The organism is Novosphingobium sp. KA1 (genome assembly GCF_017309955.1).
Classification (GTDB): domain Bacteria; phylum Pseudomonadota; class Alphaproteobacteria; order Sphingomonadales; family Sphingomonadaceae; genus Novosphingobium.
The window spans coordinates 1,347,193-1,367,449 of sequence record NZ_CP021247.1 but is presented as its reverse complement, the minus strand read 5'-3'; the positions used below and the strand labels follow the sequence as shown (position 1 = coordinate 1,367,449).

Below are 20,257 nucleotides of genomic sequence, written 5' to 3'. Positions count from 1 at the left end.
ACCTTGACCGATATTTCTGCTGACACGTCGCTCGACACCTGGACCGTCGCCGGCCGCACGTTCACCTCGCGCCTGATCGTGGGCACCGGCAAGTACAAGGACTTCGAGCAGAACGCGGCGGCGGTGGCGGCCTCGGGCGCGGAAATCGTCACGGTCGCGGTGCGCCGCGTCAATGTGTCGGACCCCAAGGCGCCGATGCTGACCGACTATATCGACCCGAAAAAGATCACCTACCTTCCCAACACCGCCGGCTGCTTCACCGCCGACGACGCCATCCGCACCTTGCGCCTGGCGCGCGAGGCGGGCGGCTGGGACCTCGTCAAGCTCGAAGTGCTGGGCGAGGCGCGCACGCTCTACCCCGACATGCGCGAGACGCTGAAGGCCACCGAGATCCTCGCCAGGGAAGGCTTCCTGCCGATGGTCTACTGCGTCGACGATCCGATCGCCGCCAAGCAGCTCGAGGACTGCGGCGCCGTGGCGGTGATGCCGCTCGGCGCGCCGATCGGCTCCGGCCTCGGCATCCAGAACAAGGTGACGGTGCGCCTGATCGTCGAGGGCGCCAAGGTGCCGGTGCTGGTCGACGCCGGGGTGGGCACCGCTTCCGAAGCGGCCGTGGCGATGGAGCTGGGCTGCGACGGCGTGCTGATGAACACCGCCATTGCCGAGGCGAAGGATCCGGTGCGCATGGCCCGCGCGATGAAGTACGCGGTCATGGCCGGACGCGACGCATACCTTTCCGGACGCATGGCGCAAAGGCGCTACGCGGACCCTTCGAGCCCGCTTGCCGGCCTGATCTGATGGTTAACGGAATTCTTTAGATCTGCTTCCGCGACTGGTCGTAAGCAAACGATTGCATCGTTAAGCCGTCTGAAAGCAGGCCTGCGCAAAAATGATTCTCGTGAGGAAGGCGTGAACCTTCCGCGAATCACGGGAGCCAGGACATGAGCACCATCGGTACGGCCACTGTCACGATCAGCGAGCTGCGCGAATTCGCCAGCTTCACGGCGTGCGAGCAGCGCTACATCCGGCGCAGCCTCGATGTCGGGCTTGGCCGGCAGGACGCCTTCAAGCTCTGGGCGCGCGACGCGGCCGAGGCGGGCTCGATCCGCCAGCAGTACGCCGCCTATGGCGCGCTCAAGGCGCTGCGCAAGCTGCGCCCGGACGACAGCGGTTTCGACGATCTCGAAAGCGTGATGGGCAAGCTGATGTCCATGGCCGCCTTCGATCTGGCGCAGGACAGCATCGGCTCGTTCTCGGCGTTCCGTTTCCTCTACGAACGCCTGCTCGGCGCCTGGGTCCGCCCCTGGCTGCCCGGCGCCTTCTGCGGCGCCGCCGCGCTGCCGCAGATCCACCCGGAACGCCGCAAGCTGCTGCTCCACTCGATCAGCGAAGCCGCCGCCACCGCCCAGGGCTGGTCGGAGCGCGAGCCCAGCTTCTACCCCGAGTGGATCGAGAAAGAGGCCGCCTGAGCCGGACAAGAGATTCCTTCCCCCATTCCTTCCGGAGAGCCTTCCGGGTCGCAAGGAAACGGCAGCGAACGACTGCCAGAAACGAACCAGTTGCTTGCTGGAGGACGCGCCGGGTGGAAACATCCGGCGCGTTTTCGTTTGGGCGCAGCGTCGTCATCCCGGCGAAGGCTGGGGTCATTGTCGGCCTTTCGTAACTTCGCGAGCGATCCCAGCTTTCGCTGGGATGACGGGGGTAAAGAATGTCTTCTTTTCAGCTGATTGCAGCCGTTCCGGGTATGCCCCGTAGCTGACCTCGCAACCCCGCTCAGGCTGAGCTTGAGCGGGGTGGGGTAAAACGCGGAACGGCAGGATGCGCGCGCCCTTGCGGATCTAAGCTTAGCGTGAGAGTTCTCGCCTGCACGTCTCGAGGGAGGAGCAGGTATATGAAGTCTTGGCTGAGTCCCGAACCCGCGCTTGGCCTTTTGGCTGCTTCAGCAAGCTTGCTTGCGCTCACCTTGCTAATCGTAGGATTCTGGCCCGTTTTCAGAGGCGCTAATTCCGACGCTTGGATGCATAGCCTCGGGACCGGCGCTGCTGTAATGGGCGGGTGGCTCGCAGGACAGCTGTTTCGACAATTGCGAGCAGCGTTCAGGCGTAGAAAACAGGCTTCACGCACGGTCACGTAAGGACAGCTTCCCACCCAAAGCCAACCTCCCCACCCGCTCAGGCTGAGCCTGTCGAAGCCTTCGGCCGCGTGGCGCCTGGTTCCCCATCGTTCGACACGCTTAGGATGCGCGGAGGCTGAACTGACAATCGACAAGGCAAATCTTGCCAGACGCGGGCTCATGCCCCCAACCCGAAACTGCCCCCACCACCCTATCCAACTGGCCGGCACCGCAATTTTGCCTATAGTGTCCCCATGAGCGCCGCCCCATCCGCCGCCCCCCGGTTCCCCACCTTCGGGCTTTCGCCCTGGTCGATCGTGGTGCCGTTTCTGGCGCTCGCCGCCATCCTCATCGGCAAACCCAGCGGCATCGCGCTGACCGCGACGGTCGCCGTGGCGCTGGGCGGGGCGGTGATGGCCGCCGTCTACCACGCCGAAGTCATCGCCCACCGCGTGGGAGAGCCGTTCGGCACGCTGATCCTCGCCTTCGCGGTGACGGTGATCGAAACCTCGCTGATCGTCTCGATCATGCTCAGCGAGGGGCACGGCGCCCAGTCGCTCGCCCGCGATACGGTGATCGCGGCGGTGATGATCACCATCAACGGCATCGTCGGCGTCTGCCTGCTGCTGGGCGGCGGGCGCCATCACGAGCAGGGCTATACCCAGTCCGGGGTCAACCACGGCCTCGCGATTCTCGCCACGCTCTCGGTGCTGACGCTGGTCATGCCCAACTACACCACCAGCAGCGCCGGGCCGTTCTACAACGACAACCAGCTGATCTTTGTCGCCTGCGATGCGCTGGTGCTCTACGGCACCTTCGTCGTTGCCCAGACCATCTGGCACCGCGACCACTTCCTCTATCCGGACAAGGACGAAGCCCCCCACGAAACGGTACCCACCGCCAAGGCCATCGCCGCGGCGGCGATGCTGCCGCTGGCCCTCGTCGCGGTGGTGCTGCTGGCCAAGGCGCTGTCCCCCTCGATCGAGGCCGGGGTGGCGGCGATGGGCGCGCCGCCGGCGCTGGTGGGCATCATCATCGCCGCGCTGGTGCTGGCGCCCGAGAGTCTGGCCGCGCTCTCCGCCGCGCGCGCCAACCGGGTGCAGACCAGCCTCAACCTCGCCATCGGCTCGGCGCTGGCCACGATCGGCCTCACCATCCCGGCGGTCGCCATCGCCGCGATGGCGATGGGGCTGGACCTTGAACTGGGGCTCTCGGCCAAGTCGACCGTGCTGCTGGGTCTCACCCTGCTGGTGGCGACGATGACGCTCAGCACCGGCCGCACCACGATGGTGCAGGGCATGGTGCACCTGGTGATCTTTGCGAGCTACCTGTTCACCACGCTGGTGCCGTGACGCGCAGGGGCGCAGCGCCCCTCGTTTGGAACGCTTCGCTGCCACCAACCCTTGTCGTCATCCCCGCGAAGGCGGGGATCCCGCTTTTCCTTGCAGGCGTGGCGAGCAGGAAGCGGGGCCCCCGCCTTCGCGGGGGCGACGAGCAAGTTCAGTATATCTCCCCTCAGCTGCGGTAGAGCGCGTCCAGCCGCTCGCCATACCGCTCCTTCAGCTTGTGACGGCGGATCTTGAGGCTGGGGGTCATTTCCTCGTTCTCGATTCCGAAGGGCTCGTCGGCGAACGTGTACTGGCGCACTTTCTCGATCACCGAGAGGTCGGTGTTCACCCGGTCGACCGCCGCGCGGATCGCGGTGCGGAAGGCGGGCAGGCTCTGCAGCGCCTTGAAGTCGAACTTCTCGTCGTTGGCCTTGGCCCATTCGAGCGCCCAGTCGGCATCGGGCACGACCAGCCCGACCACATAAGGCCGCCGGTCGCCATGGACCATGGCCTGCGCGATCTCGGGCTGGAGGGTGAGCATCGATTCGATCTTCTGGGGCGAGACGTTGTCGCCCTTGTCGTTGACGATCATGTCCTTCTTGCGGTCGGTGATCCTGATCCGCCCGCGTTCGTCGACATGGCCGATGTCGCCGGTGTGCAGCCAGTCATCGATCAGCACCGCACGGGTCGCCGCATCGTTCTGCCAGTAGCCCTGCATGACCAGTTCGCCGCGCACGAGGATCTCGCCGTCCCCGGCGATCCTGAGGTCGACCCCGCGCAGCGGCGGACCGACGGTGGCATGGTCGATCCCGGCGGAGGGGCGGTTGCAGCTGATGATCGGCCCGGCCTCGGTCTGGCCGTAGCCTTGCAGCAGGGTCAGCCCCATCGAATCGAAGAACACCCCGATCTCGGGATTGAGCGGCGCCCCGCCCGACACCAGCGCCTTGATCCGGCCGCCGAACCTGGCGCGGACCTTGGGGCGCAGGGTATGTTCGAGCACCAGGTTCATCGCCCTGTCGCCAAAGCGCCAGCGGCCGTGTTGGCGCCGGTCGCCGAGGCCCATCGCCAGTTCCATCAGCTTGGCGGCGACCGCGCCCTGCTTCTCGATCTGCTTCATGATGCGCGTGCGCAGCACTTCGAACAGGCGGGGCACCACGACCATGATCGTCGGGCGCACTTCCTCGATGTTCGAGGCCAGCTTGTCGAGCCCTTCGGCATAGTAGATCTGCCCGCCGACGCCGATCGGCAGGAACTGGCCGCCGGTATGCTCGTAGGCATGGCTGAGCGGCAGGAACGAGAGGAAGGTCTCGCTGCGGTCGAGCCCGAAGTCCTCCATGACGATCTGCGCCGCGCCCGCGACATTGGTCAGCAGCATGCCGTGGTGCTGGCGCACCCCGCGCGGGGCGCCGCCGGTGCCGCTGGTGTAGATGATGCAGGCCAGGTCCTCGCGGCCGATGCCGACCAGCTGCGCCTCCACTTCGGCGCGCGCGGCGACCGGATCGCCGGTGAAGAGGCCGTCCCAGTCATGCGTCTCGAAGGTGCCGCCCTGCAGCGCCGGCAGCGTCTCCATGCCGATGACGTGGCGGCACAGGTCGGTCTGGACGATGGCCGGCAGCAGCGCCTTGCCGAGCTTGGCCGAGGAGACGATCGCCGCGCTGGCGCCCGAATTCTCAAGGATATGGATGTGATCGCGGGTGGTGTTGGTGGTGTAGGTCGGCACCGTCACGCAGCCCGCCGCCATGATCGCGAGATCGGCGATGCACCATTCCGGCCGGTTTTCCGAGACGATCAGCACCCGGTCGCCCGCGCGCAGGCCCATGCGCCGCAGCCCGGCCGCCATCAGGCAGACCCGCCGCGCCACTTGCGCCCAGGTGATCGGCTGCCAGGCGCCGCCCTGCTTGGACCACAGCATCGGGGTTTCGCCGAGGGCGTCCGCGCGCTTCAGGAACAGCGAGATGACGTTGGGGCTGCTGTCGAAGTCAACAAGATCCATGTTGACCGGTATCCTCTCGTAAAATGGCGGCACTTGCGTGAATGCCTAAGGGCCGTCCGCGTGACGACGTTAGGGAAACGTTTAGGCGCGGGCACAGGTTGCGACAAGCGCGCCGCACACCGTGCACGGGAACGTCAGGCGATGAAGAACGAGGCTATTCGCGGCCCACGGCATCGGCGATGGAGGCGAATCCATCACGCTTCATGAGCGATGTCAGACCCTTGCAGATCCTGCGGGCGATGTTCGGGCCCTCGTAGACCATGGCGCTGTAGACCTGCACGAGGCTGGCACCGGCACGGATGCGGGCCCAGGCGTCCTCGGCCGTGGCGATACCGCCGACACCGACGAGCGGAATCGCCCCGCCGGTCGCCTTGCGGAAATCGCGCAGGCGCTGAAGCGCCAGGTCGCGCAGCGGCGCGCCGGACAGCCCGCCGGTCTCGCCCGCATGGGGCGAGGCAAGAGCAGGACGCGAGATCGTGGTGTTGGAGACGATCAGCGCGCCGAGCTTGCGGTCGATAACGATGCGGGCGATCGCGTCGATGTCGGCCGCTTCGAGATCGGGCGCGACTTTCAGGAACACCGGCGGACGGCGCCCTGACCCGCAGGCCTCGTCGCGCGCGGCGATCACCGCGTCGAGCAGGCCGGTCAGCGCCGATTCGTCCTGCAGCGCCCGCAGGCCCGGGGTGTTGGGGCTGGAGATGTTGACCGCAAGGTAAGTGGCATGCGGCGCCATCATCCGCGCCATCGTCGCATAATCGGCGACACGGTCGTCCGAATCCTTGTTGGCGCCGATGTTGATGCCGACCACGCCCGGCCGCTCGCGCCGGGCCGACAGGCGGGCCAGCGCCGCCTCGCCGCCCTTGTTGTTGAAGCCCATGCGGTTGATCACCGCGCGGTCCTCGACCAGCCGGAACAGGCGCGGCTTGGGATTGCCGGCCTGGGGCAGGGGGGTGATCGAACCGACTTCGGCAAACCCGAATCCGAGCGCCAGCAGCGCATCGGGCACTTCGCCGTCCTTGTCGAAGCCCGCGGCCATGCCGACCGGATTGGGGAAGGCGATTCCCGCCACTTCGCTGGCCAGCGCAGCCGGACAGGCAGGGGCGCGGCCCGGGCCGGCCAGCTTGAGCCCGGCAAGGGCAAGACCATGGGCAGACTCGGCATCGAGTCGGAACAGAGCGGGGCGGATCAGGGAATAGAGCACGACCGCGCGCATAAACCGGACCGCCGTCCGGCTCAAACCCTTCTTGCGCGCCGTCGCCGCGTGCCGGGAATGGCGAAATTCCGCCATCGTGGTGGGATTCGAGCCACGCCGTGTCGCAATTATACAATAAATCGGCGGTGCCCTTGCATACAGGGGAGATGCGACCCGAAGGGCTCGTAGCGGGATGCGCACGAGTTCTTTATTACCTAAGGGCGGTTTCCGGCTAGCTGGAAACCGCCTTTTTTTCGGCCTTTCGCGAAAGACTTACCCGGGAACAGTGGTATTTTCGCAACAATGCGCGTGCGAATGTCCATTGAATCCCGGGGGTTCCTGCACTAGGTGCAAATCGGAAGAAATCGATCCACTTTGCCCGCGGGTCCCGAAAGCTCCGAATCGATGCGTTTATCGAGCATGGCGGATTATGCCGTCGTCATCATGTCTGCTGCCGCCCGGCATTGCGGCGGGTGTCCGCTCGTCGCGGGCGATTCGAAGCATGGGCGAGTCTCGGCCGCGCAACTGGCCGAGGAAACCCGGCTTCCCGCACCCACCGTGCAGAAGCTGGTCAGCAAGCTGACCGCAGCGGGCCTGCTGATCTCGTCGCGCGGGGTGGGCGGCGGCCTCAAGCTGGCCCGCTCGCCCGAATCGATTTCGGTTGCGGATATCGTCGAGGCAGTCGAAGGGCCCATCGCGCTCACGGCCTGCCTCGAAAAGGGCAAGCCCGGCGGGAATTCCGCCGAGCAGCCGGATTGCCAGATCGAGGGTGGCTGCCATGTGCGCCCGCATTGGCCGCAAGTGAATGCGGCGCTGCGCGGTGCCCTGGCGCAAGTGGCCCTGACCCAGCTCGTCGAGGAAGTTTGAATGACCGAAGAAACCGCTCCCGCCTTAGGCACTGACGCGCCCGAACTGCGCGACCAGGCCGCGCGTGAGGCTGCGGCCCGCGTGGCGGAGTACGAGCACGGCTGGGTCGCCGACATCGAGCAGGAATATGGCCCCAAGGGCCTGTCCGAAGACACCGTCCGCTTCATCTCGGCCAAGAAGGACGAGCCGGAGTGGATGCTCGAATGGCGCCTCAAGGCCTATCGCCGCTGGCTGGACATGCCGATGCCGGACTGGGCCAAGCTCAACGTGCCGCCGATCGACTATCAGGACGCATACTATTGGGCCGCGCCCAAGAAGAAGCCGACCCTGAACAGCCTGGACGAGGTCGATCCCGAGATCCTGCGCGTCTACGAGAAGCTGGGCATTCCGCTGGAGGAGCAGAAAGTGCTCGCCGGCGTCGAGGGCTCGCGCAAGATCGCGGTCGACGCGGTGTTCGATTCGGTTTCGGTCGCCACCACCTTCCGCAAGGAACTGGAGCAGGCGGGCGTGATCTTCCGCTCGATCTCCGAGGCGATCCGCGAATATCCCGAGCTGGTGAAGAAGTGGCTCGGCAAGGTCGTGCCGGTCCAGGACAACTACTTCGCGGCGCTCAACTGCGCGGTCTTTTCGGACGGCACCTTTGTCTACATCCCCGAGGGCGTGCGCTGCCCCATGGAGCTCTCCACCTATTTCCGCATCAACGCGGAGAATACCGGGCAGTTCGAACGCACCCTGATCGTGGCCGAGAAGGGCAGCTACGTCTCCTACCTCGAAGGCTGCACCGCGCCGATGCGCGACGAGAACCAGCTTCACGCCGCCGTGGTCGAACTGGTCGCGCTGGACGATGCCGAGATCAAGTACTCGACCGTTCAGAACTGGTATCCCGGCGATGCGAACGGCAAGGGCGGCATCTACAACTTCGTGACCAAGCGCGGCCTGTGCCAGGGTGCCCGCTCGAAGATCTCGTGGACCCAGGTGGAAACCGGCTCCGCCATCACCTGGAAGTATCCCAGCTGCGTCCTCAACGGCGAGGATTCGGTGGGCGAGTTCTACTCGGTGGCGGTCACCAACAATTACCAGCAGGCCGATACCGGCACCAAGATGATCCACAACGGCAAGGGCAGCCGCTCGACGATCATTTCCAAGGGCATCTCGGCCGGCAAGTCGAACAACACTTATCGCGGCCTCGTCCGCGTGGCTGCGAATGCCGAAGGCGTGCGCAACTTCACCCAGTGCGATTCGCTGCTGCTGGGCAAGGAATGCGGCGCCCACACCGTGCCCTATATCGAAGTGCGCAACCCCAGCGCCCAGATCGAGCACGAGGCGACCACCAGCAAGATCAGCGACGACCAGATGTTCTACGCGCAGCAGCGCGGGCTCGATACCGAGCAGGCCGTGGCGCTGATCGTCAACGGCTTCGCCAAGGAAGTGCTTCAGCAACTGCCGATGGAATTCGCCGTCGAAGCGCAGAAGCTGCTGGGCATCAGCCTTGAAGGAAGCGTGGGGTGACTTCCCCCATTCCCGCTCCCCTCTCCCCTGTGAGTGCGGCGGCCAAGGCCAGTTGGCCGCTGGATCGCGCCCATGGGAACAAAGACCAAAGACACGAAGGACCAATCCATGACCGCCGCCCGTAAGACCCTCGGCATCAGCAAGGACGCCGCGCCGAAGGCGGACGCCAAGGCCAGCTTCAACGTGACCGGTGCACGCCTCGAAACGCTCAAGGAGCGGGCCAAGGAAATGCGCCGCAACCCCAGCGAGGCGCAGAAGGCGCTCTGGGCAGAGCTGTCCGGCTCGAAGCTGGGCGGCGTGAAGTTCACCCGCCAGTCGGTGGTCGGCTCGACCATCGTCGATTTCGCCTGCCCCTCGCGCTGGATCGTCGTGCAGCTCAGCCCCGAGGATTCGAACCCCGACGTCAACGAGCTGCAGGACCGCAAGCTGATCGAAGTGGGCATCCGCGTGCTGCGCTTCTCCGAGGACGAAGTGCTGGACCGCATCGAGGGCGTCGTGCGCGAGATCACCACCGAACTCAACGTGCCGTTCGACAAGCGCTCCGCGCGCCGCAAGGCCGGTGCCACTGCCGCCCCCCGTTTCGACGAGGGAGCCGAAGGATGACCATGCTCAAGATCGATAACCTTCAGGCCAACGTTGCCGACAAGCCTATCCTCAAGGGTCTCTCGCTGACGATCAATCCGGGCGAGATTCACGCGATCATGGGGCCGAACGGCGCCGGCAAGTCGACGCTGGGCTACACGCTGGGCGGCCGTCCCGGCTATGACGTGACCGGCGGTTCGGTGGACTTCCTCGGTCAGGACCTGCTCGAACTGGAACCGCATGAGCGCGCCGCCGCCGGCCTGTTCCTCGGCTTCCAGTACCCGGTCGAGATTCCCGGCGTCTCCTTTGTCCAGTTCCTGCGCGAAGCGGCCAATGCCCAGCGCAAGGGCCGCGGCGAGGAACCGCTTTCGGGCGGCGAATTCCTGAAGCTCGCCCGCGAAAAGGCGGGCCTGCTGCGCATGGACATGGACATGCTGAAGCGCCCGGTGAACGTCGGCTTCTCCGGCGGCGAGAAGAAGCGCGCCGAGATGGTGCAGATGGGTATCCTCGATCCCAAGCTGGCGATTCTCGACGAGACCGACTCCGGCCTCGACATCGACGCGCTGCGCATCTGCGGCGAGGGCATCAATGCGATCATGCGCAGCGCGGACAAGGCGGTGCTGCTGATCACCCACTACCAGCGCCTGCTGGACTATGTGAAGCCGGACTTCGTGCACGTCCTGGCCGCCGGCCGGATCGTCAAGTCGGGCGGCCCCGAACTCGCGCTCCAGCTGGAGGAAGAGGGCTACGAGGCCGTCGTCGCATGACCATGGTCTACCTCCTCTGGCACGACAACGATCCGGCGATGGAAGAGGGCGAACTGGTGGGCGTCTATGGCTCGCAGGCGGAAGCCGCCTCGGCCATCGCCCGTTCGGCCCGCCATCCGCAGGGTTTCTCGATCGACGCCCATGTGCTGAGCGGCCGCGCCGCCGCCGCCGTCGCCTTTGCCGGGAGCGCGGCCAATGACTGACGCCCTGACGCTGCCCACCCGCAAGGACGAGGACTTCCGCTATTCCGACCTCACCGCGCTGGCGGGCCTCTGGCCGATCGAGCGCGAAGAGATCGTGGTGGCGGCGGATGCCGAGCAATCGCTGCAGATCGTCGAGGACGGCGCTGCCGCCGTCGCCCGCCATCTGGTGATTTCGCTGGGCGCCCGCGCGAAGTTCGACCTTCGCGTGCTGGCCGCAGGGCCGGCCTATGGCCGCGTGGCGGTGGATGTGCGGCTGGCCGAAGGCGCCGACTTCACGCTGGGCGCGGCGCAGCTCGCGACCGGCAGCGAGACGCTGGAAGTGGTGACCAAGGTGGTCCACGCCGGGAAGGACGCGACCTCCAGCCAGATCGTGCGCACGGTGCTGGCCGGCCATGCGGTCGGCTCCTACCTCGGCTGCATCGGCGTCGAGCGCGGGGCGGACGGCACCGATGCCGAACAGTCGGTCCGCGCCATGCTGCTGGACCGCACGGCGACCGCCAATGCCCGGCCGGAGCTGGAAATCTACGCCGATGACGTCAAGGCGGCACACGGCTGCGCGGTCGGCGAACTCGACGCCAATGGCCTGTTCTACCTGATGAGCCGCGGCCTCACCCCGCCCGAGGCCAAGCGCCTGATGCTGCAGGCCTTCGTCGCCGAAGCCTTCACCGGCGCGCCGGACGAAGACGCGCTGAACGCGGCCGCGATTGCCCGTCTGGAGACGTTGGTGAGGGCTGGCCTGTGACCACTGGCACGCTCGTCCTCAAGGACCAGTTCCCCGGGCTTGCCTGCAACTGGCACTACCTCGACACCGGCGCCACCGCGCAGAAGCCGCAGGCGGTGATCGACGCCACCCTGAATGCGCTGGGCCGCGACTATGCGACCGTGCATCGCGGCGTCTATGCCCGCTCGGCCGAGATGACGCTGGCCTTCGAGGCGGCGCGCCGCAAGGTCGCCGCGTTCCTCGGCGGACATGAGGACGAGGTGGTCTTCACCCGCGGCGCGACCGAGGCGATCAACCTCGTCGCGCAGACCTGGGGCGTGCAGAACCTCAAGGCGGGCGACCGAATCCTGCTTTCGGTGCTGGAGCATCACTCCAACATCGTGCCCTGGCAGCTCTTGCGGGACCGTACCGGCGTCGAGATCGACGTCTGCCCGCTGACCGAGGACGGCCGGATCGACCTCGATGCGGCCGAGCGCATGCTCACCCCCGCGCACAAGCTGGTGGCCTTTGCGCATGTTTCCAACGTGCTCGGCTCAGTGCTCCACGTGGAACATGCGGCCAGGCTGGCCCATGCCGTGGGCGCGAAACTGCTGATCGACGGCTGCCAGGCGGCGCCGCGCATCGCCCTCGACGTGGCGGCGATGCAATGCGATTTCTACGTCTTTTCCGCGCACAAGCTCTACGGTCCCACCGGGATCGGCGCGCTCTGGGCCAGGAAGGACCTGCTGGATGCGATGCCGCCCTGGCAGGGCGGCGGGTCGATGATCGACCGCGTCACCTTCGGGAAGACCACCTACGCCCCGGCGCCGCAGCGCTTCGAGGCGGGCACGCCGATGATCGTCGAGGCGCTTGGCCTTGCCGCCGCCATCGACTGGCTGACCGCGCAGGGTCTCGACCGCGCCGAGCGCCACGAACGCGATCTGGCCGCGCGCCTGCGCGCCGAACTGGGCAAGCGCAACGACATTACCCTGTTCGGCCCGGCGGATTCGGTCGGCATCGTCTCTTTCGCCATGGACGGGGTGCATCCGCACGACCTCGGCACCATATTGGATGAAGAGGGCGTTGCGATCCGTGCCGGCCACCACTGTGCACAGCCGCTGATGGACCACCTTGGCGTTCCCGCCACGGCCCGCGCCAGCTTCGGCATCTACAGCGACGACAGCGACATCGAGGCGCTCATGAAGGGTATCGAGCGCACCCGGAGAATTTTTGGATGAGTGACGAGAAGCCCACATTCACCGTCGAGGAAGTCGATTCGGTTGCCCCCGCGCCCCGCGCGCGGGTCGAGGACGTGCCTGTCCCCCCGGCCGAGCGCAAGCGCGACTATCTGGACGGATTCCTGGCCGAAAAGCCGCAGGGGATCGACCCCGGCCAGCCCGGCGGATCGATCTACGACGGCGTGATCGACGCGCTGAAGGAAATCTTCGACCCCGAAATTCCGGTGAACATCTACGACCTCGGCCTGATCTACGGCGTCGAAGTCTCGCCCGAGGCTTCGGTCGCGGTGACGATGACGCTGACCACGCCGCATTGCCCGGTGGCCGAATCGATGCCCGGCGAAGTCGAGATGCGTGTCTCGGCCGTGCCCGGCGTGCGCGATGCCGAAGTCCATCTCGTCTGGGATCCGCCATGGGACATGGCCAAGATGTCCGACGAGGCGAAGCTCGAACTGGGCATGCTCTGATGGCGACGCTTGCCCCTGCCATGACCGCCAAGATCGCTGTACGCCTGGCCGACTATGCCGACGCGGCCGATGCCGCGCGCGTGGTCGCGCTGCTCGACAGCTATGCGCGCGATCCGATGGGTGGGGGCAAGCCGCTGTCGGACGATGTGCGCGCGCGGCTGGTGAGCGGCCTTGCCGCGCACCCCGGCGCCTTCTCGCTGCTGGCCTTTGCCGGTGACGAGGCGCTCGGATTGGCCAACTGCATCACCGGATTCTCGACGTTCGCCGCGCGCCCGCTGGTGAACATCCACGACATGGCCGTGCTGCCCGAGGCGCGCGGCAAAGGCGTGGGCCGGGCGCTGATGCTGGCGGTCGAGGCAGAGGCCCGCACGCGCGGCGCCTGCAAGATCACGCTCGAAGTGCTGAGCGGCAATAGCGCCGCCAAGGGCCTCTACGCCGCGCTCGGCTACGGCGACTATGCGCTGGACCCGCAAGCGGGCACCGCGCTGTTCTGGGAAAAGAAGCTATGACCACGACCACCGATACGAAGCCCGCACGCCAGCGTCCGGCGGCGGTCATCCTCACGCCCAATGCCGAGGCACGCATCGCCAAGCTGATGGGCGAGGCGCCCGAAGGCACCATCGGCGTGCGCCTCTCCACCCCGCGCCGGGGCTGCTCGGGGCTGGCCTATTCGGTTGACTACGTCAGCGAGGAAAAGGCCTTCGACGAGAAGATCGAGACTCCCGGCGGCCTGTTCTACATCGACGGCGCCTCGGTGCTCTATCTGATCGGCAGCACGATGGACTGGGTGGAAGACGACTTCACCGCCGGATTCGTGTTCGCCAACCCGAATGCCAAGGGTTCGTGCGGCTGCGGCGAGAGCTTCACCGTCTGAGTTTTTCCGAAACGGAACGGCTCGGCACAGAAAAGGGGCCGATCCCAAGGCGGGATCGGCCCCTTTGCCGTTTTCAGGTCCTGCGTTTCCGGCGCGGGGAGGGGATCACGCCGGCAGCAGGTGCTCCTTGGCGATCTTTTCCTTCCACACCAGCGGGGCGAGCTGGTGGACGTTCTTGCCCTCGGAATCGACCGCCACGGTCACCGGCATGTCCTTGACGGTGAATTCGTAGATCGCCTCCATGCCGAGGTCCGCAAAACCGACGACCTTGGCTTCCTTGATCGCGCGGGCGACGAGGTAGGCGGCACCGCCCACGGCCATCAGATAGGCCGACTTGTGCTTGGCGATGGACTCGGTGGCGGCGGGACCGCGTTCCGACTTGCCGATGCTGGCGAGCAGGCCCTGGCCCAGCATCATGTCCATGAACTTGTCCATGCGCGTCGCGGTGGTCGGACCGGCGGGGCCGACAACTTCCTCGCGCACCGGATCGACCGGGCCGACGTAGTAGATCACCCGGCCCTTGAACTCGACCGGCAGTTCCTCGCCCTTGGCGAGCATGTCGGCAATGCGCTTGTGCGCGGCGTCGCGGCCGGTCAGCATCTTGCCGTTCAGCAGCAGGCGGTCGCCCTGCTTCCAGCCCTGGACGATCTCGGGGGTGAGGGTGTCGAGGTCGACGCGCTTGGCGCCGGCATCGGGGGCCCATTCCACCTTCGGCCAGTCGTCGAGGTTCGGCGTTTCGAGGAAGCTCGGGCCCGAACCGTCGAGCGTGAAGTGCGCGTGGCGGGTGGCGGCGCAGTTGGGGATCATGGCCACGGGCTTGCCGGCGGCGTGGCACGGCCAGTCCAGGATCTTGACGTCGAGGATGGTGGCCAGGCCGCCAAGGCCCTGCGCGCCGATGCCGAGCGCGTTGACCTTGTCGAAGATCTCGATGCGCAGCGCCTCGATATCGTTCTGGGGGCCGCGTGCCTTAAGCTGGGCCATGTCGATCGGCTCCATCAGGCTCTGCTTGGCGAGCTTGACGCAGTGCTCGGCGGTGCCGCCGATGCCGATGCCCAGCATGCCCGGCGGGCACCAGCCGGCGCCCATCTGGGGCAGCATCTCGATCACCCAGTCGACGATGGAATCGCTGGGATTCATCATCTTGAACTTCGACTTGTTTTCCGAGCCGCCGCCCTTGGCGGCAACGTCCACCGAGACCTTGGAGCCCGGGACCATGCTGACCGAAAGCACCGAAGGCGTATTGTCCTTGGTGTTGCGGCGGGTGAAGGCGGGGTCCGCCAAGACCGAGGCGCGCAGCTTGTTCTCGGCGTTGTTGTAGGCGCGGCGCACGCCTTCATCGACCACTTCCTGCAGCGACTTCTCGGATTCGAGGCGGCAGTTCTGGCCCCATTCGATGAAGACGTTGACGATGCCGGTATCCTGGCAGATCGGCCGGTGGCCTTCCGCGCACATGCGGCTGTTGGTCAGGATCTGGGCGATGGCATCCTTGGCGGCGGGGCCTTGCTCCGCCTCGTAGGCGTCGCCCAGCGCGCGGATGTAGTCCATCGGGTGGAAGTAGCTGATGTACTGGAGGGCGTCGGCAACACTCTCGATGAGGTCGTCTTCGCGGATCGTCACCATTTCGGTCATGGAAAGAGTGCTCCCGGTTTCCTGTCGGTTCACGTGATTTTGCGGGCTCCTTGAGCCTCTTTGAAAATACGCGCAAGCGCGCAATTTAAGCGGCATGGGCTTACGGCCCGTTCGCATGCCAAGGAAGCGCATTTTCGGCGCCTTTCACGTCAAAATTCGCAAGTGCCCTTTGCAAGTGCCTGTGCCATCGTCCAAACGTCGCGATAGATCGACCAAGGACTTGCAAATGGCTTGGCCTCATTCGCGGCTTGGCCTAGTAAGGCCGCCATCACGTCCGTCTTTGCGGGGGCTGGAGGCGCATATCGCCCCGGACCTGCTCGCAACAGCATGAGGAATGGGACCCAAATGACCTTGACCGAGGATCGGTCCGCCAGCGCGGTTGCCCGCCAGGCCATGATCGTCAGCCAGCTGCGCACCAGCGGCGTCAACGAGCACTGGGTGCTCGAAGCCATGGCCGGCGTTGCCCGTGAGGACTTTGTCCCCGCCGGCATGCGCGATGCCGCCTATATCGACCGCGCGATCACGCTCGAAAACGGCCGCCAGCTCGCCGCCCCGCTGTTCTACGGCCGCCTGCTGGCCGAAGCCGCCCCGACCCGGGACGACAAGGTCCTGCTGGTGGGTGAGGCCGAGGGTTACCTCGCCGCCCTGCTGCGCCCGCTGGTCGGCACGCTCGACGTGGTCGCCCCGGCTGCCGCCAAGGACGTGACCAGCACCGGCCACACCCTGCTGGTGGTCGACGGCGCCGCCGAGGAACTGCCCGAAGCGCTGACCGCCTCGCTCGCCGAAGGTGGCCGCGTGGTCACCGGCCTTGTCTTGCGCAAGGTTCCGCGCCTTGCCACCGGCACCAAGACCGGCGGCACGCTGGCGCTGCTGCCGCTGGCCGAAATGGGGATTCCGGTACTGCCGGAGCTTGCCGCTCCCAAACGCTGGAACTTCTGAGCATGGCCCGGTTCGCGCTGCGTGCCGGGCTACTCACGGGGGGATGTCTGATACTGGCAACGGCCAGCGCACCGGCGCTGGCCGATACCCTCCGCGACGCGCTTGTCCTGGCCTATCAGACCAACCCCACTCTCGAAGCCGCCCGCGCCCAGCAGCGCGCGACCGACGAGGGTGTTCCCATCGCCAAGGCCGCGGGACGCCCCTCGCTGAGCGCGACCGGGACCTACACCGAATTCGTCCAGCAGAGCAGCAACGCCTATACCGCGCCTGACCGCGTGTTCACCGGGGCTGCCGATCTCGGCGTGCCGATCTATTCGGGCGGCGCCGTGCGCAGCCGCGTCGCGGCCGCCAGGATCCGCGTCGCCGCCGGGCAGGCGGACCTCAGAGGATCGGAAAGCGCGCTGTTCTCCTCGGTGGTCGCCGCCTACATGGACGTGATGCGGACCGAGGCGATCGTCGGCCTCAACCGCAAGAACGTGAACGTGCTGCAGGTCAACCTGCAGGCCACCAGCGACCGTTTCGAGATCGGTGAACTGACCCGCACCGACGTCGCCCAGTCGCAGTCCCGCCTCGCGACCGCGCGCAGCGACTTGCGCACCGCCGAGGCCAACCTTGCCGCCGCGCGCGAGACCTATATCCGCCTGATCGGCAAGGCGCCCGAGACGCTCGACACCCCGCCGCCGCTGCCCAACCTGCCGGCCAGTGCCGAAGAGGCGGTGCAGAGCGCGCTCGATGCCAATCCCGACATCCTCGCCTCGCGCGAGCGCAGCAAGGCGGCGGAAAAGGACATCGACGTTGCCGGTGCCGGCCGCCTGCCGACCGTCTCGCTCTACACCTCGGGCACCTACAACAACTATCTCGGCACGCTGGGCGGCATCAACCATGCCGCGACCCCGCAGACCGACCGTTCGGCCACCGCCGGTGCCCGGATCTCGATCCCGATCTTCCAGGGCGGCCTTCCCGCCGCCCAGCGCCGCCAGGCCCAGGCCACCGCCTCGGCCACGCTGGAACAGGAAATCGCCACCGAGCGCGACGTGATCGCCCAGGTGCGCTCCGCCTATACCGCGTGGATCGCCTCGAAGGACCTGATCGTCTCGACCCAGACCGCCGTCGATGCCGCCGCGCTCAGCCTCGAGGGCGTGCGCGCGGAGAACTCGGTGGGCAACCGCACGATCCTCGACATTCTCAACGCCGAGCAGGAACTGCTCAATTCGCAGGTCCAGCTCGTCACCGCCCAGCGCAACGCCTATGTCGCCGGATTCAGCCTGCTCGCCGCGATGGGCCGGGCCGAGGCCCGCGACCTCAACCTCGACGGCGGCACGCTCTACGACCCGGCGGTCAACTACGACCGTGTGAAGGGCAAGTTCCTCGACTGGCAGAGCGACCCGGCGCCGGTGGCCAAGTCCACCCGCACCGTTGACACGCCGGTGCAGGACGGCGAAATTCGCGGGGAGTAACTCTCTCTTAACCGTGATTCGCGGACAAGCATGGGGTGCGCGCCGCAGGGATGGTCCCGGCGGCGCGAAACGGGGCGCAAGGTGGGGCCTGGGCAATGCGGCAGAATGGTGAACCCTCGGTCGAGGAGATCCTCCAGTCGATCAAGCAGGTGATCGCGCGCGACAACCGGGCGATGGCCCGCAGCGAACGCCAGCGCCGCGCCGGCGAACCCGCGCGCCCGCACACGCATGCCGTCACCGGCGCCGCCACTTACGAGGACGATGTCTTCGAACTGCCCGAGGCCGCCGAACTCGATCCCGCCGATGACATGCTCGCCGAGGAGCCGGCGCTGCTCGACGACGATGCCCGCGTGTCGATGCGCGAATCGCTGGCAGCCCTCGCCATGCTGTCGGAGCCCGGGGTGCCGCCGCAGATCGTCCGCTCGGGCGAAACCTCGCTCGAAGGGCTGACCCGCGAACTGCTGCGCCCGGCGCTGGCCGAATGGCTCGACAAGAACCTGCCGCCGATGGTCGAACGCCTCGTCGCCGCCGAAATCGCCCGCATCGTCGGCAAGAAGCTCTGACAGGCCGGAGGCCGGAGAATGGGGACTGGGGACTGGACCTCGGCGCCCCGGCTTCCTAACTCGGTCCCATGGCAAGACCCGATCCAGCGCTGCTCGACACCGCGCGTTACCCGTTTTCGTGCGCGATCGAGCCGCGCTTCAGCGATCTCGATCTCAATCACCACATCAACAACGTCGCCATGGCCGGCATGCTCGAGGACGGGCGCGTGCGCTTCTACCGCGCCGCCAGCGGTCAGGACGACTTCGCGGGACTGGCGACGATGGTCGCCAGCATCGCCATCGAATACCTCGGCGAGACCCACTATCCGGAAACGCTGACCATTCACGGCGCCATCGAGAAGCTGGGGCAAAGCAGCCAGCAGGTCGTCCAGATCGTCACCCAGGGCGGCAAGCCGGTGGTCTTTGCCCGCACGGTGATCGTCATGGTCGGCCCGCAAGGCCCGGCGCCGCTGCCGGAGGCCTATCGCGCCCGCGCCGCCGAGTGGTCGCTGCGCCCGTGACGGCCTCGCAGCACGAGATCGCCAAGGCGCAGCAAGCCCTCGCCAAGGCCGGCGGCGACCAGATCCGGCGCCACATCTTCCTTTGCGCCGAACCGCAGAAAGGCGAATGCTGCTCGCCGGAAAAGGGCGCGGCGGCCTGGAAATACCTCAAGAAGCGGCTGAAGCAGCTTGGCCTCGACGGCAACGGGGGAATCGCGCGCAGCAAGGCGGACTGCCTGCGCATCTGCTTTGCAGGGCCGGTGGCGGTCGTCTGGCCCGACGGCGTCTGGTATCACTCCTGCACCGAAGAGGTGCTGGAACGGATCATCCAGCAGCACCTGATCGGCGGCGAACCGGTCGAGGAATTCCGTCTCCGCACCGCTCCGGCCTGACGCTTGCCCCCCGCGTTACTGGTCCTCTTGCTCGTCCTCGAAAGGGTCGACGATCGATTCGTCGTGCCCGGTCCCGCTCGACAGGAAGGCCAGCCCCATCAGCGCCGAGGCCAGCAGCATCGAGAACCCCACGCCGACCGCGGTGGCGATGTAGAAGTGGACCGAAACCGTTCCGTTCGAACGGTAAAGCAGGATCACCGAGGCCAGCACCAGCCCCACGGTGACGATCATCATGTAGGCCATGATCCGGCGATAGCGCGCCCAGGCATGGGCGGCCTTTTCGGGATCCTCGAGAGGCGAGCGCGGGAACATGGGGCCCATGTGGCGCGTCCCAGGGCCGCTAGCAAGCGAATCCCGCAGGCCATCCCGGCGCGGCCCTAAGCGCAGCCTAGGCAAACGGACGAAGTGGCGGCGCGCCTGCGGCTGTGATAATCTCGAGTCCGCGAACCGTACAACGGGGGCGTGAGGAGAGGAGAGACGCGAACAATGACGATTGCGCGCATTATCGAGGGCCGGGGGCCCGTCCAGACCTGCCAGATCGATACCGTCGTCAGCGAGGCCGCCGGGATTCTGGCACAGCGACGCATCGGTGCCCTGCCGATCATGGACGGCGAAACGCTCGTCGGCATCTTTTCCGAACGCGACGTGCTCTACCGCCTGCATGACAGCGGCCCGGACATGCTGCAAAAACCCGTTGCCGAAGTGATGACCTCGCCGCCGGTGACGGTCGAACCTTCCACCCCGGTGCTGAGCGCGCTGGCGCTGATGACCCGGCGCCGCATCCGCCACCTGCCGGTGGTTCAGGACGGGCGCATGGTCGGCTTCGTCTCGATCGGCGACCTGGTGAAATACCGCATCGACAAGGTGGAATCCGAAGCCGCCGCGATGCGCGACTATATCCAGATGGCCTGAATCCGTCTGAAAATCCGCCTTCGGCGGTTTTTGGGGGGAGGGGGCCGGTACCG

At 66.8% G+C, this 20,257-nt stretch carries 23 protein-coding genes; 19 read left to right on the top strand and 4 right to left on the bottom strand.

Features of this window, described 5'->3' with window-relative positions; all coding sequences use genetic code 11:
- The first annotated feature begins 3 nt into the window (after window positions 1-3).
- From CA833_RS06865 to CA833_RS06855, 3 genes are all read left to right on the top strand, one after another.
- Window positions 4-798: a thiazole synthase gene (locus tag CA833_RS06865; RefSeq protein WP_242526305.1), complete on the top strand. Its 795-nt coding sequence runs from the start codon at window positions 4-6 to the stop codon at window positions 796-798.
- Between the two features lie 143 nt (window positions 799-941).
- On the top strand, window positions 942-1,469 hold the full coding sequence (locus tag CA833_RS06860) for a hypothetical protein (protein WP_142636530.1): 528 nt from the start codon (window positions 942-944) through the stop codon (window positions 1,467-1,469).
- A gap of 898 nt (window positions 1,470-2,367) precedes the next feature.
- The gene (locus CA833_RS06855; RefSeq protein WP_207079615.1) at window positions 2,368-3,465 is read left to right on the top strand and encodes a calcium:proton antiporter; all 1,098 of its coding nucleotides are present in this window, start codon (window positions 2,368-2,370) and stop codon (window positions 3,463-3,465) included.
- A gap of 163 nt (window positions 3,466-3,628) precedes the next feature.
- Here CA833_RS06855 and CA833_RS06850 read toward each other — a convergent pair whose 3' ends face one another.
- Both CA833_RS06850 and CA833_RS06845 read right to left on the bottom strand, forming a co-directional pair.
- Entirely contained in the window at window positions 3,629-5,434 is a 1,806-nt protein-coding gene (locus tag CA833_RS06850) for a long-chain fatty acid--CoA ligase (protein ID WP_207079614.1), read from the bottom strand.
- Between the two features lie 154 nt (window positions 5,435-5,588).
- Entirely contained in the window at window positions 5,589-6,647 is a 1,059-nt protein-coding gene (locus CA833_RS06845; protein WP_207079613.1) for a quinone-dependent dihydroorotate dehydrogenase, read from the bottom strand.
- Window positions 6,648-7,031: 384 nt separating this feature from the next.
- Between CA833_RS06845 and CA833_RS06840 the strand changes: the two genes are divergently transcribed.
- The 10 genes from CA833_RS06840 to CA833_RS06795 all read left to right on the top strand — a co-directional run bounded on the left by CA833_RS06840 (window position 7,032) and on the right by CA833_RS06795 (window position 13,833).
- A complete protein-coding gene (locus CA833_RS06840; protein WP_142636540.1) occupies window positions 7,032-7,493 on the top strand; it encodes an Rrf2 family transcriptional regulator in 462 nt (153 codons plus the stop codon).
- Window positions 7,494-9,002: a Fe-S cluster assembly protein SufB gene (sufB, locus tag CA833_RS06835; protein ID WP_142636542.1), complete on the top strand. Its 1,509-nt coding sequence runs from the start codon at window positions 7,494-7,496 to the stop codon at window positions 9,000-9,002.
- 108 nt (window positions 9,003-9,110) lie between these two features.
- Entirely contained in the window at window positions 9,111-9,605 is a 495-nt protein-coding gene (locus CA833_RS06830) for an endonuclease domain-containing protein (RefSeq protein ID WP_207079612.1), read from the top strand.
- Window positions 9,606-9,607: 2 nt separating this feature from the next.
- Window positions 9,608-10,351 (top strand): Fe-S cluster assembly ATPase SufC, encoded by a 744-nt coding sequence (sufC, locus tag CA833_RS06825; protein WP_207079985.1) that lies wholly within the window; start codon window positions 9,608-9,610, stop codon window positions 10,349-10,351.
- On the top strand, window positions 10,348-10,554 hold the full coding sequence (locus CA833_RS06820) for a hypothetical protein (RefSeq protein ID WP_207079611.1): 207 nt from the start codon (window positions 10,348-10,350) through the stop codon (window positions 10,552-10,554). The genes sufC and CA833_RS06820 overlap by 4 nt, the downstream gene beginning before the upstream one ends.
- Window positions 10,547-11,296 carry a SufD family Fe-S cluster assembly protein gene (locus CA833_RS06815; RefSeq protein ID WP_207079610.1) on the top strand — a complete coding sequence of 250 codons (750 nt, stop codon included), beginning with the start codon at window positions 10,547-10,549 and terminating at the stop codon, window positions 11,294-11,296. Before CA833_RS06820 ends, CA833_RS06815 begins: the two co-directional genes overlap by 8 nt.
- The gene (locus CA833_RS06810) at window positions 11,293-12,492 is read left to right on the top strand and encodes an aminotransferase class V-fold PLP-dependent enzyme (RefSeq protein WP_207079609.1); all 1,200 of its coding nucleotides are present in this window, start codon (window positions 11,293-11,295) and stop codon (window positions 12,490-12,492) included. The genes CA833_RS06815 and CA833_RS06810 overlap by 4 nt, the downstream gene beginning before the upstream one ends.
- Entirely contained in the window at window positions 12,489-12,959 is a 471-nt protein-coding gene (locus CA833_RS06805; RefSeq protein WP_142636553.1) for an SUF system Fe-S cluster assembly protein, read from the top strand. Before CA833_RS06810 ends, CA833_RS06805 begins: the two co-directional genes overlap by 4 nt.
- A 20-nt stretch (window positions 12,960-12,979) precedes the next feature.
- Complete coding sequence (locus CA833_RS06800; protein ID WP_185928785.1) at window positions 12,980-13,468, top strand: GNAT family N-acetyltransferase; 489 nt, start codon at window positions 12,980-12,982, stop codon at window positions 13,466-13,468.
- Complete coding sequence (locus CA833_RS06795; protein ID WP_142636555.1) at window positions 13,465-13,833, top strand: iron-sulfur cluster assembly accessory protein; 369 nt, start codon at window positions 13,465-13,467, stop codon at window positions 13,831-13,833. Before CA833_RS06800 ends, CA833_RS06795 begins: the two co-directional genes overlap by 4 nt.
- Before the next feature lie 105 nt (window positions 13,834-13,938).
- On the opposite strand, the gene CA833_RS06790 is transcribed toward CA833_RS06795, so the two are convergent.
- Complete coding sequence (locus tag CA833_RS06790) at window positions 13,939-15,462, bottom strand: fumarate hydratase (protein ID WP_142636557.1); 1,524 nt, start codon at window positions 15,460-15,462, stop codon at window positions 13,939-13,941.
- Between the two features lie 345 nt (window positions 15,463-15,807).
- On the opposite strand from CA833_RS06790, the gene CA833_RS06785 reads away from it, so the two are divergent.
- The 5 genes from CA833_RS06785 (at window position 15,808) to CA833_RS06765 (ending at window position 19,292) form a co-directional block, all read left to right on the top strand.
- Window positions 15,808-16,401: a protein-L-isoaspartate O-methyltransferase gene (locus CA833_RS06785; RefSeq protein WP_207079607.1), complete on the top strand. Its 594-nt coding sequence runs from the start codon at window positions 15,808-15,810 to the stop codon at window positions 16,399-16,401.
- A 2-nt stretch (window positions 16,402-16,403) separates the two neighbouring features.
- The gene (locus CA833_RS06780; RefSeq protein WP_142636561.1) at window positions 16,404-17,858 is read left to right on the top strand and encodes a TolC family outer membrane protein; all 1,455 of its coding nucleotides are present in this window, start codon (window positions 16,404-16,406) and stop codon (window positions 17,856-17,858) included.
- 95 nt (window positions 17,859-17,953) lie between these two features.
- A complete protein-coding gene (locus CA833_RS06775) occupies window positions 17,954-18,421 on the top strand; it encodes a DUF2497 domain-containing protein (RefSeq protein WP_207079606.1) in 468 nt (155 codons plus the stop codon).
- Between the two features lie 68 nt (window positions 18,422-18,489).
- Window positions 18,490-18,921 (top strand): thioesterase family protein, encoded by a 432-nt coding sequence (locus tag CA833_RS06770; RefSeq protein ID WP_207079605.1) that lies wholly within the window; start codon window positions 18,490-18,492, stop codon window positions 18,919-18,921.
- Window positions 18,903-19,292 (top strand): ferredoxin, encoded by a 390-nt coding sequence (locus CA833_RS06765; protein WP_370584557.1) that lies wholly within the window; start codon window positions 18,903-18,905, stop codon window positions 19,290-19,292. Before CA833_RS06770 ends, CA833_RS06765 begins: the two co-directional genes overlap by 19 nt.
- A 15-nt stretch (window positions 19,293-19,307) precedes the next feature.
- Here CA833_RS06765 and CA833_RS06760 read toward each other — a convergent pair whose 3' ends face one another.
- Window positions 19,308-19,604: a hypothetical protein gene (locus CA833_RS06760; protein ID WP_142638032.1), complete on the bottom strand. Its 297-nt coding sequence runs from the start codon at window positions 19,602-19,604 to the stop codon at window positions 19,308-19,310.
- A 174-nt stretch (window positions 19,605-19,778) separates the two neighbouring features.
- Here CA833_RS06760 and CA833_RS06755 point away from each other — a divergent pair, with 174 nt between their 5' ends.
- A complete protein-coding gene (locus tag CA833_RS06755; protein WP_142636567.1) occupies window positions 19,779-20,204 on the top strand; it encodes a CBS domain-containing protein in 426 nt (141 codons plus the stop codon).
- Window positions 20,205-20,257 lie beyond the last annotated feature (53 nt).

What these genes read in the sequence shown, in the direction of transcription:
- CA833_RS06860 (WP_142636530.1), top strand. Translation starts at nt 942, where the DNA reads ATGAGCACCATCGGTACGGCCACTGTCACGATCAGCGAGCTGCGCGAA.
- CA833_RS06855 (WP_207079615.1), top strand. Translation starts at nt 2,368, where the DNA reads ATGAGCGCCGCCCCATCCGCCGCCCCCCGGTTCCCCACCTTCGGGCTT.
- CA833_RS06850 (WP_207079614.1), bottom strand. Translation starts at nt 5,434, where the DNA reads ATGGATCTTGTTGACTTCGACAGCAGCCCCAACGTCATCTCGCTGTTC.
- CA833_RS06845 (WP_207079613.1), bottom strand. Translation starts at nt 6,647, where the DNA reads ATGCGCGCGGTCGTGCTCTATTCCCTGATCCGCCCCGCTCTGTTCCGA.
- CA833_RS06840 (WP_142636540.1), top strand. Translation starts at nt 7,032, where the DNA reads ATGCGTTTATCGAGCATGGCGGATTATGCCGTCGTCATCATGTCTGCT.
- sufB (WP_142636542.1), top strand. Translation starts at nt 7,494, where the DNA reads ATGACCGAAGAAACCGCTCCCGCCTTAGGCACTGACGCGCCCGAACTG.
- CA833_RS06830 (WP_207079612.1), top strand. Translation starts at nt 9,111, where the DNA reads ATGACCGCCGCCCGTAAGACCCTCGGCATCAGCAAGGACGCCGCGCCG.
- sufC (WP_207079985.1), top strand. Translation starts at nt 9,608, where the DNA reads ATGCTCAAGATCGATAACCTTCAGGCCAACGTTGCCGACAAGCCTATC.
- CA833_RS06820 (WP_207079611.1), top strand. Translation starts at nt 10,348, where the DNA reads ATGACCATGGTCTACCTCCTCTGGCACGACAACGATCCGGCGATGGAA.
- CA833_RS06815 (WP_207079610.1), top strand. Translation starts at nt 10,547, where the DNA reads ATGACTGACGCCCTGACGCTGCCCACCCGCAAGGACGAGGACTTCCGC.
- CA833_RS06805 (WP_142636553.1), top strand. Translation starts at nt 12,489, where the DNA reads ATGAGTGACGAGAAGCCCACATTCACCGTCGAGGAAGTCGATTCGGTT.
- CA833_RS06800 (WP_185928785.1), top strand. Translation starts at nt 12,980, where the DNA reads ATGACCGCCAAGATCGCTGTACGCCTGGCCGACTATGCCGACGCGGCC.
- CA833_RS06795 (WP_142636555.1), top strand. Translation starts at nt 13,465, where the DNA reads ATGACCACGACCACCGATACGAAGCCCGCACGCCAGCGTCCGGCGGCG.
- CA833_RS06790 (WP_142636557.1), bottom strand. Translation starts at nt 15,462, where the DNA reads ATGACCGAAATGGTGACGATCCGCGAAGACGACCTCATCGAGAGTGTT.
- CA833_RS06785 (WP_207079607.1), top strand. Translation starts at nt 15,808, where the DNA reads ATGACCTTGACCGAGGATCGGTCCGCCAGCGCGGTTGCCCGCCAGGCC.
- CA833_RS06780 (WP_142636561.1), top strand. Translation starts at nt 16,404, where the DNA reads ATGGCCCGGTTCGCGCTGCGTGCCGGGCTACTCACGGGGGGATGTCTG.
- CA833_RS06775 (WP_207079606.1), top strand. Translation starts at nt 17,954, where the DNA reads ATGCGGCAGAATGGTGAACCCTCGGTCGAGGAGATCCTCCAGTCGATC.
- CA833_RS06770 (WP_207079605.1), top strand. Translation starts at nt 18,490, where the DNA reads ATGGCAAGACCCGATCCAGCGCTGCTCGACACCGCGCGTTACCCGTTT.
- CA833_RS06760 (WP_142638032.1), bottom strand. Translation starts at nt 19,604, where the DNA reads ATGTTCCCGCGCTCGCCTCTCGAGGATCCCGAAAAGGCCGCCCATGCC.
- CA833_RS06755 (WP_142636567.1), top strand. Translation starts at nt 19,779, where the DNA reads ATGACGATTGCGCGCATTATCGAGGGCCGGGGGCCCGTCCAGACCTGC.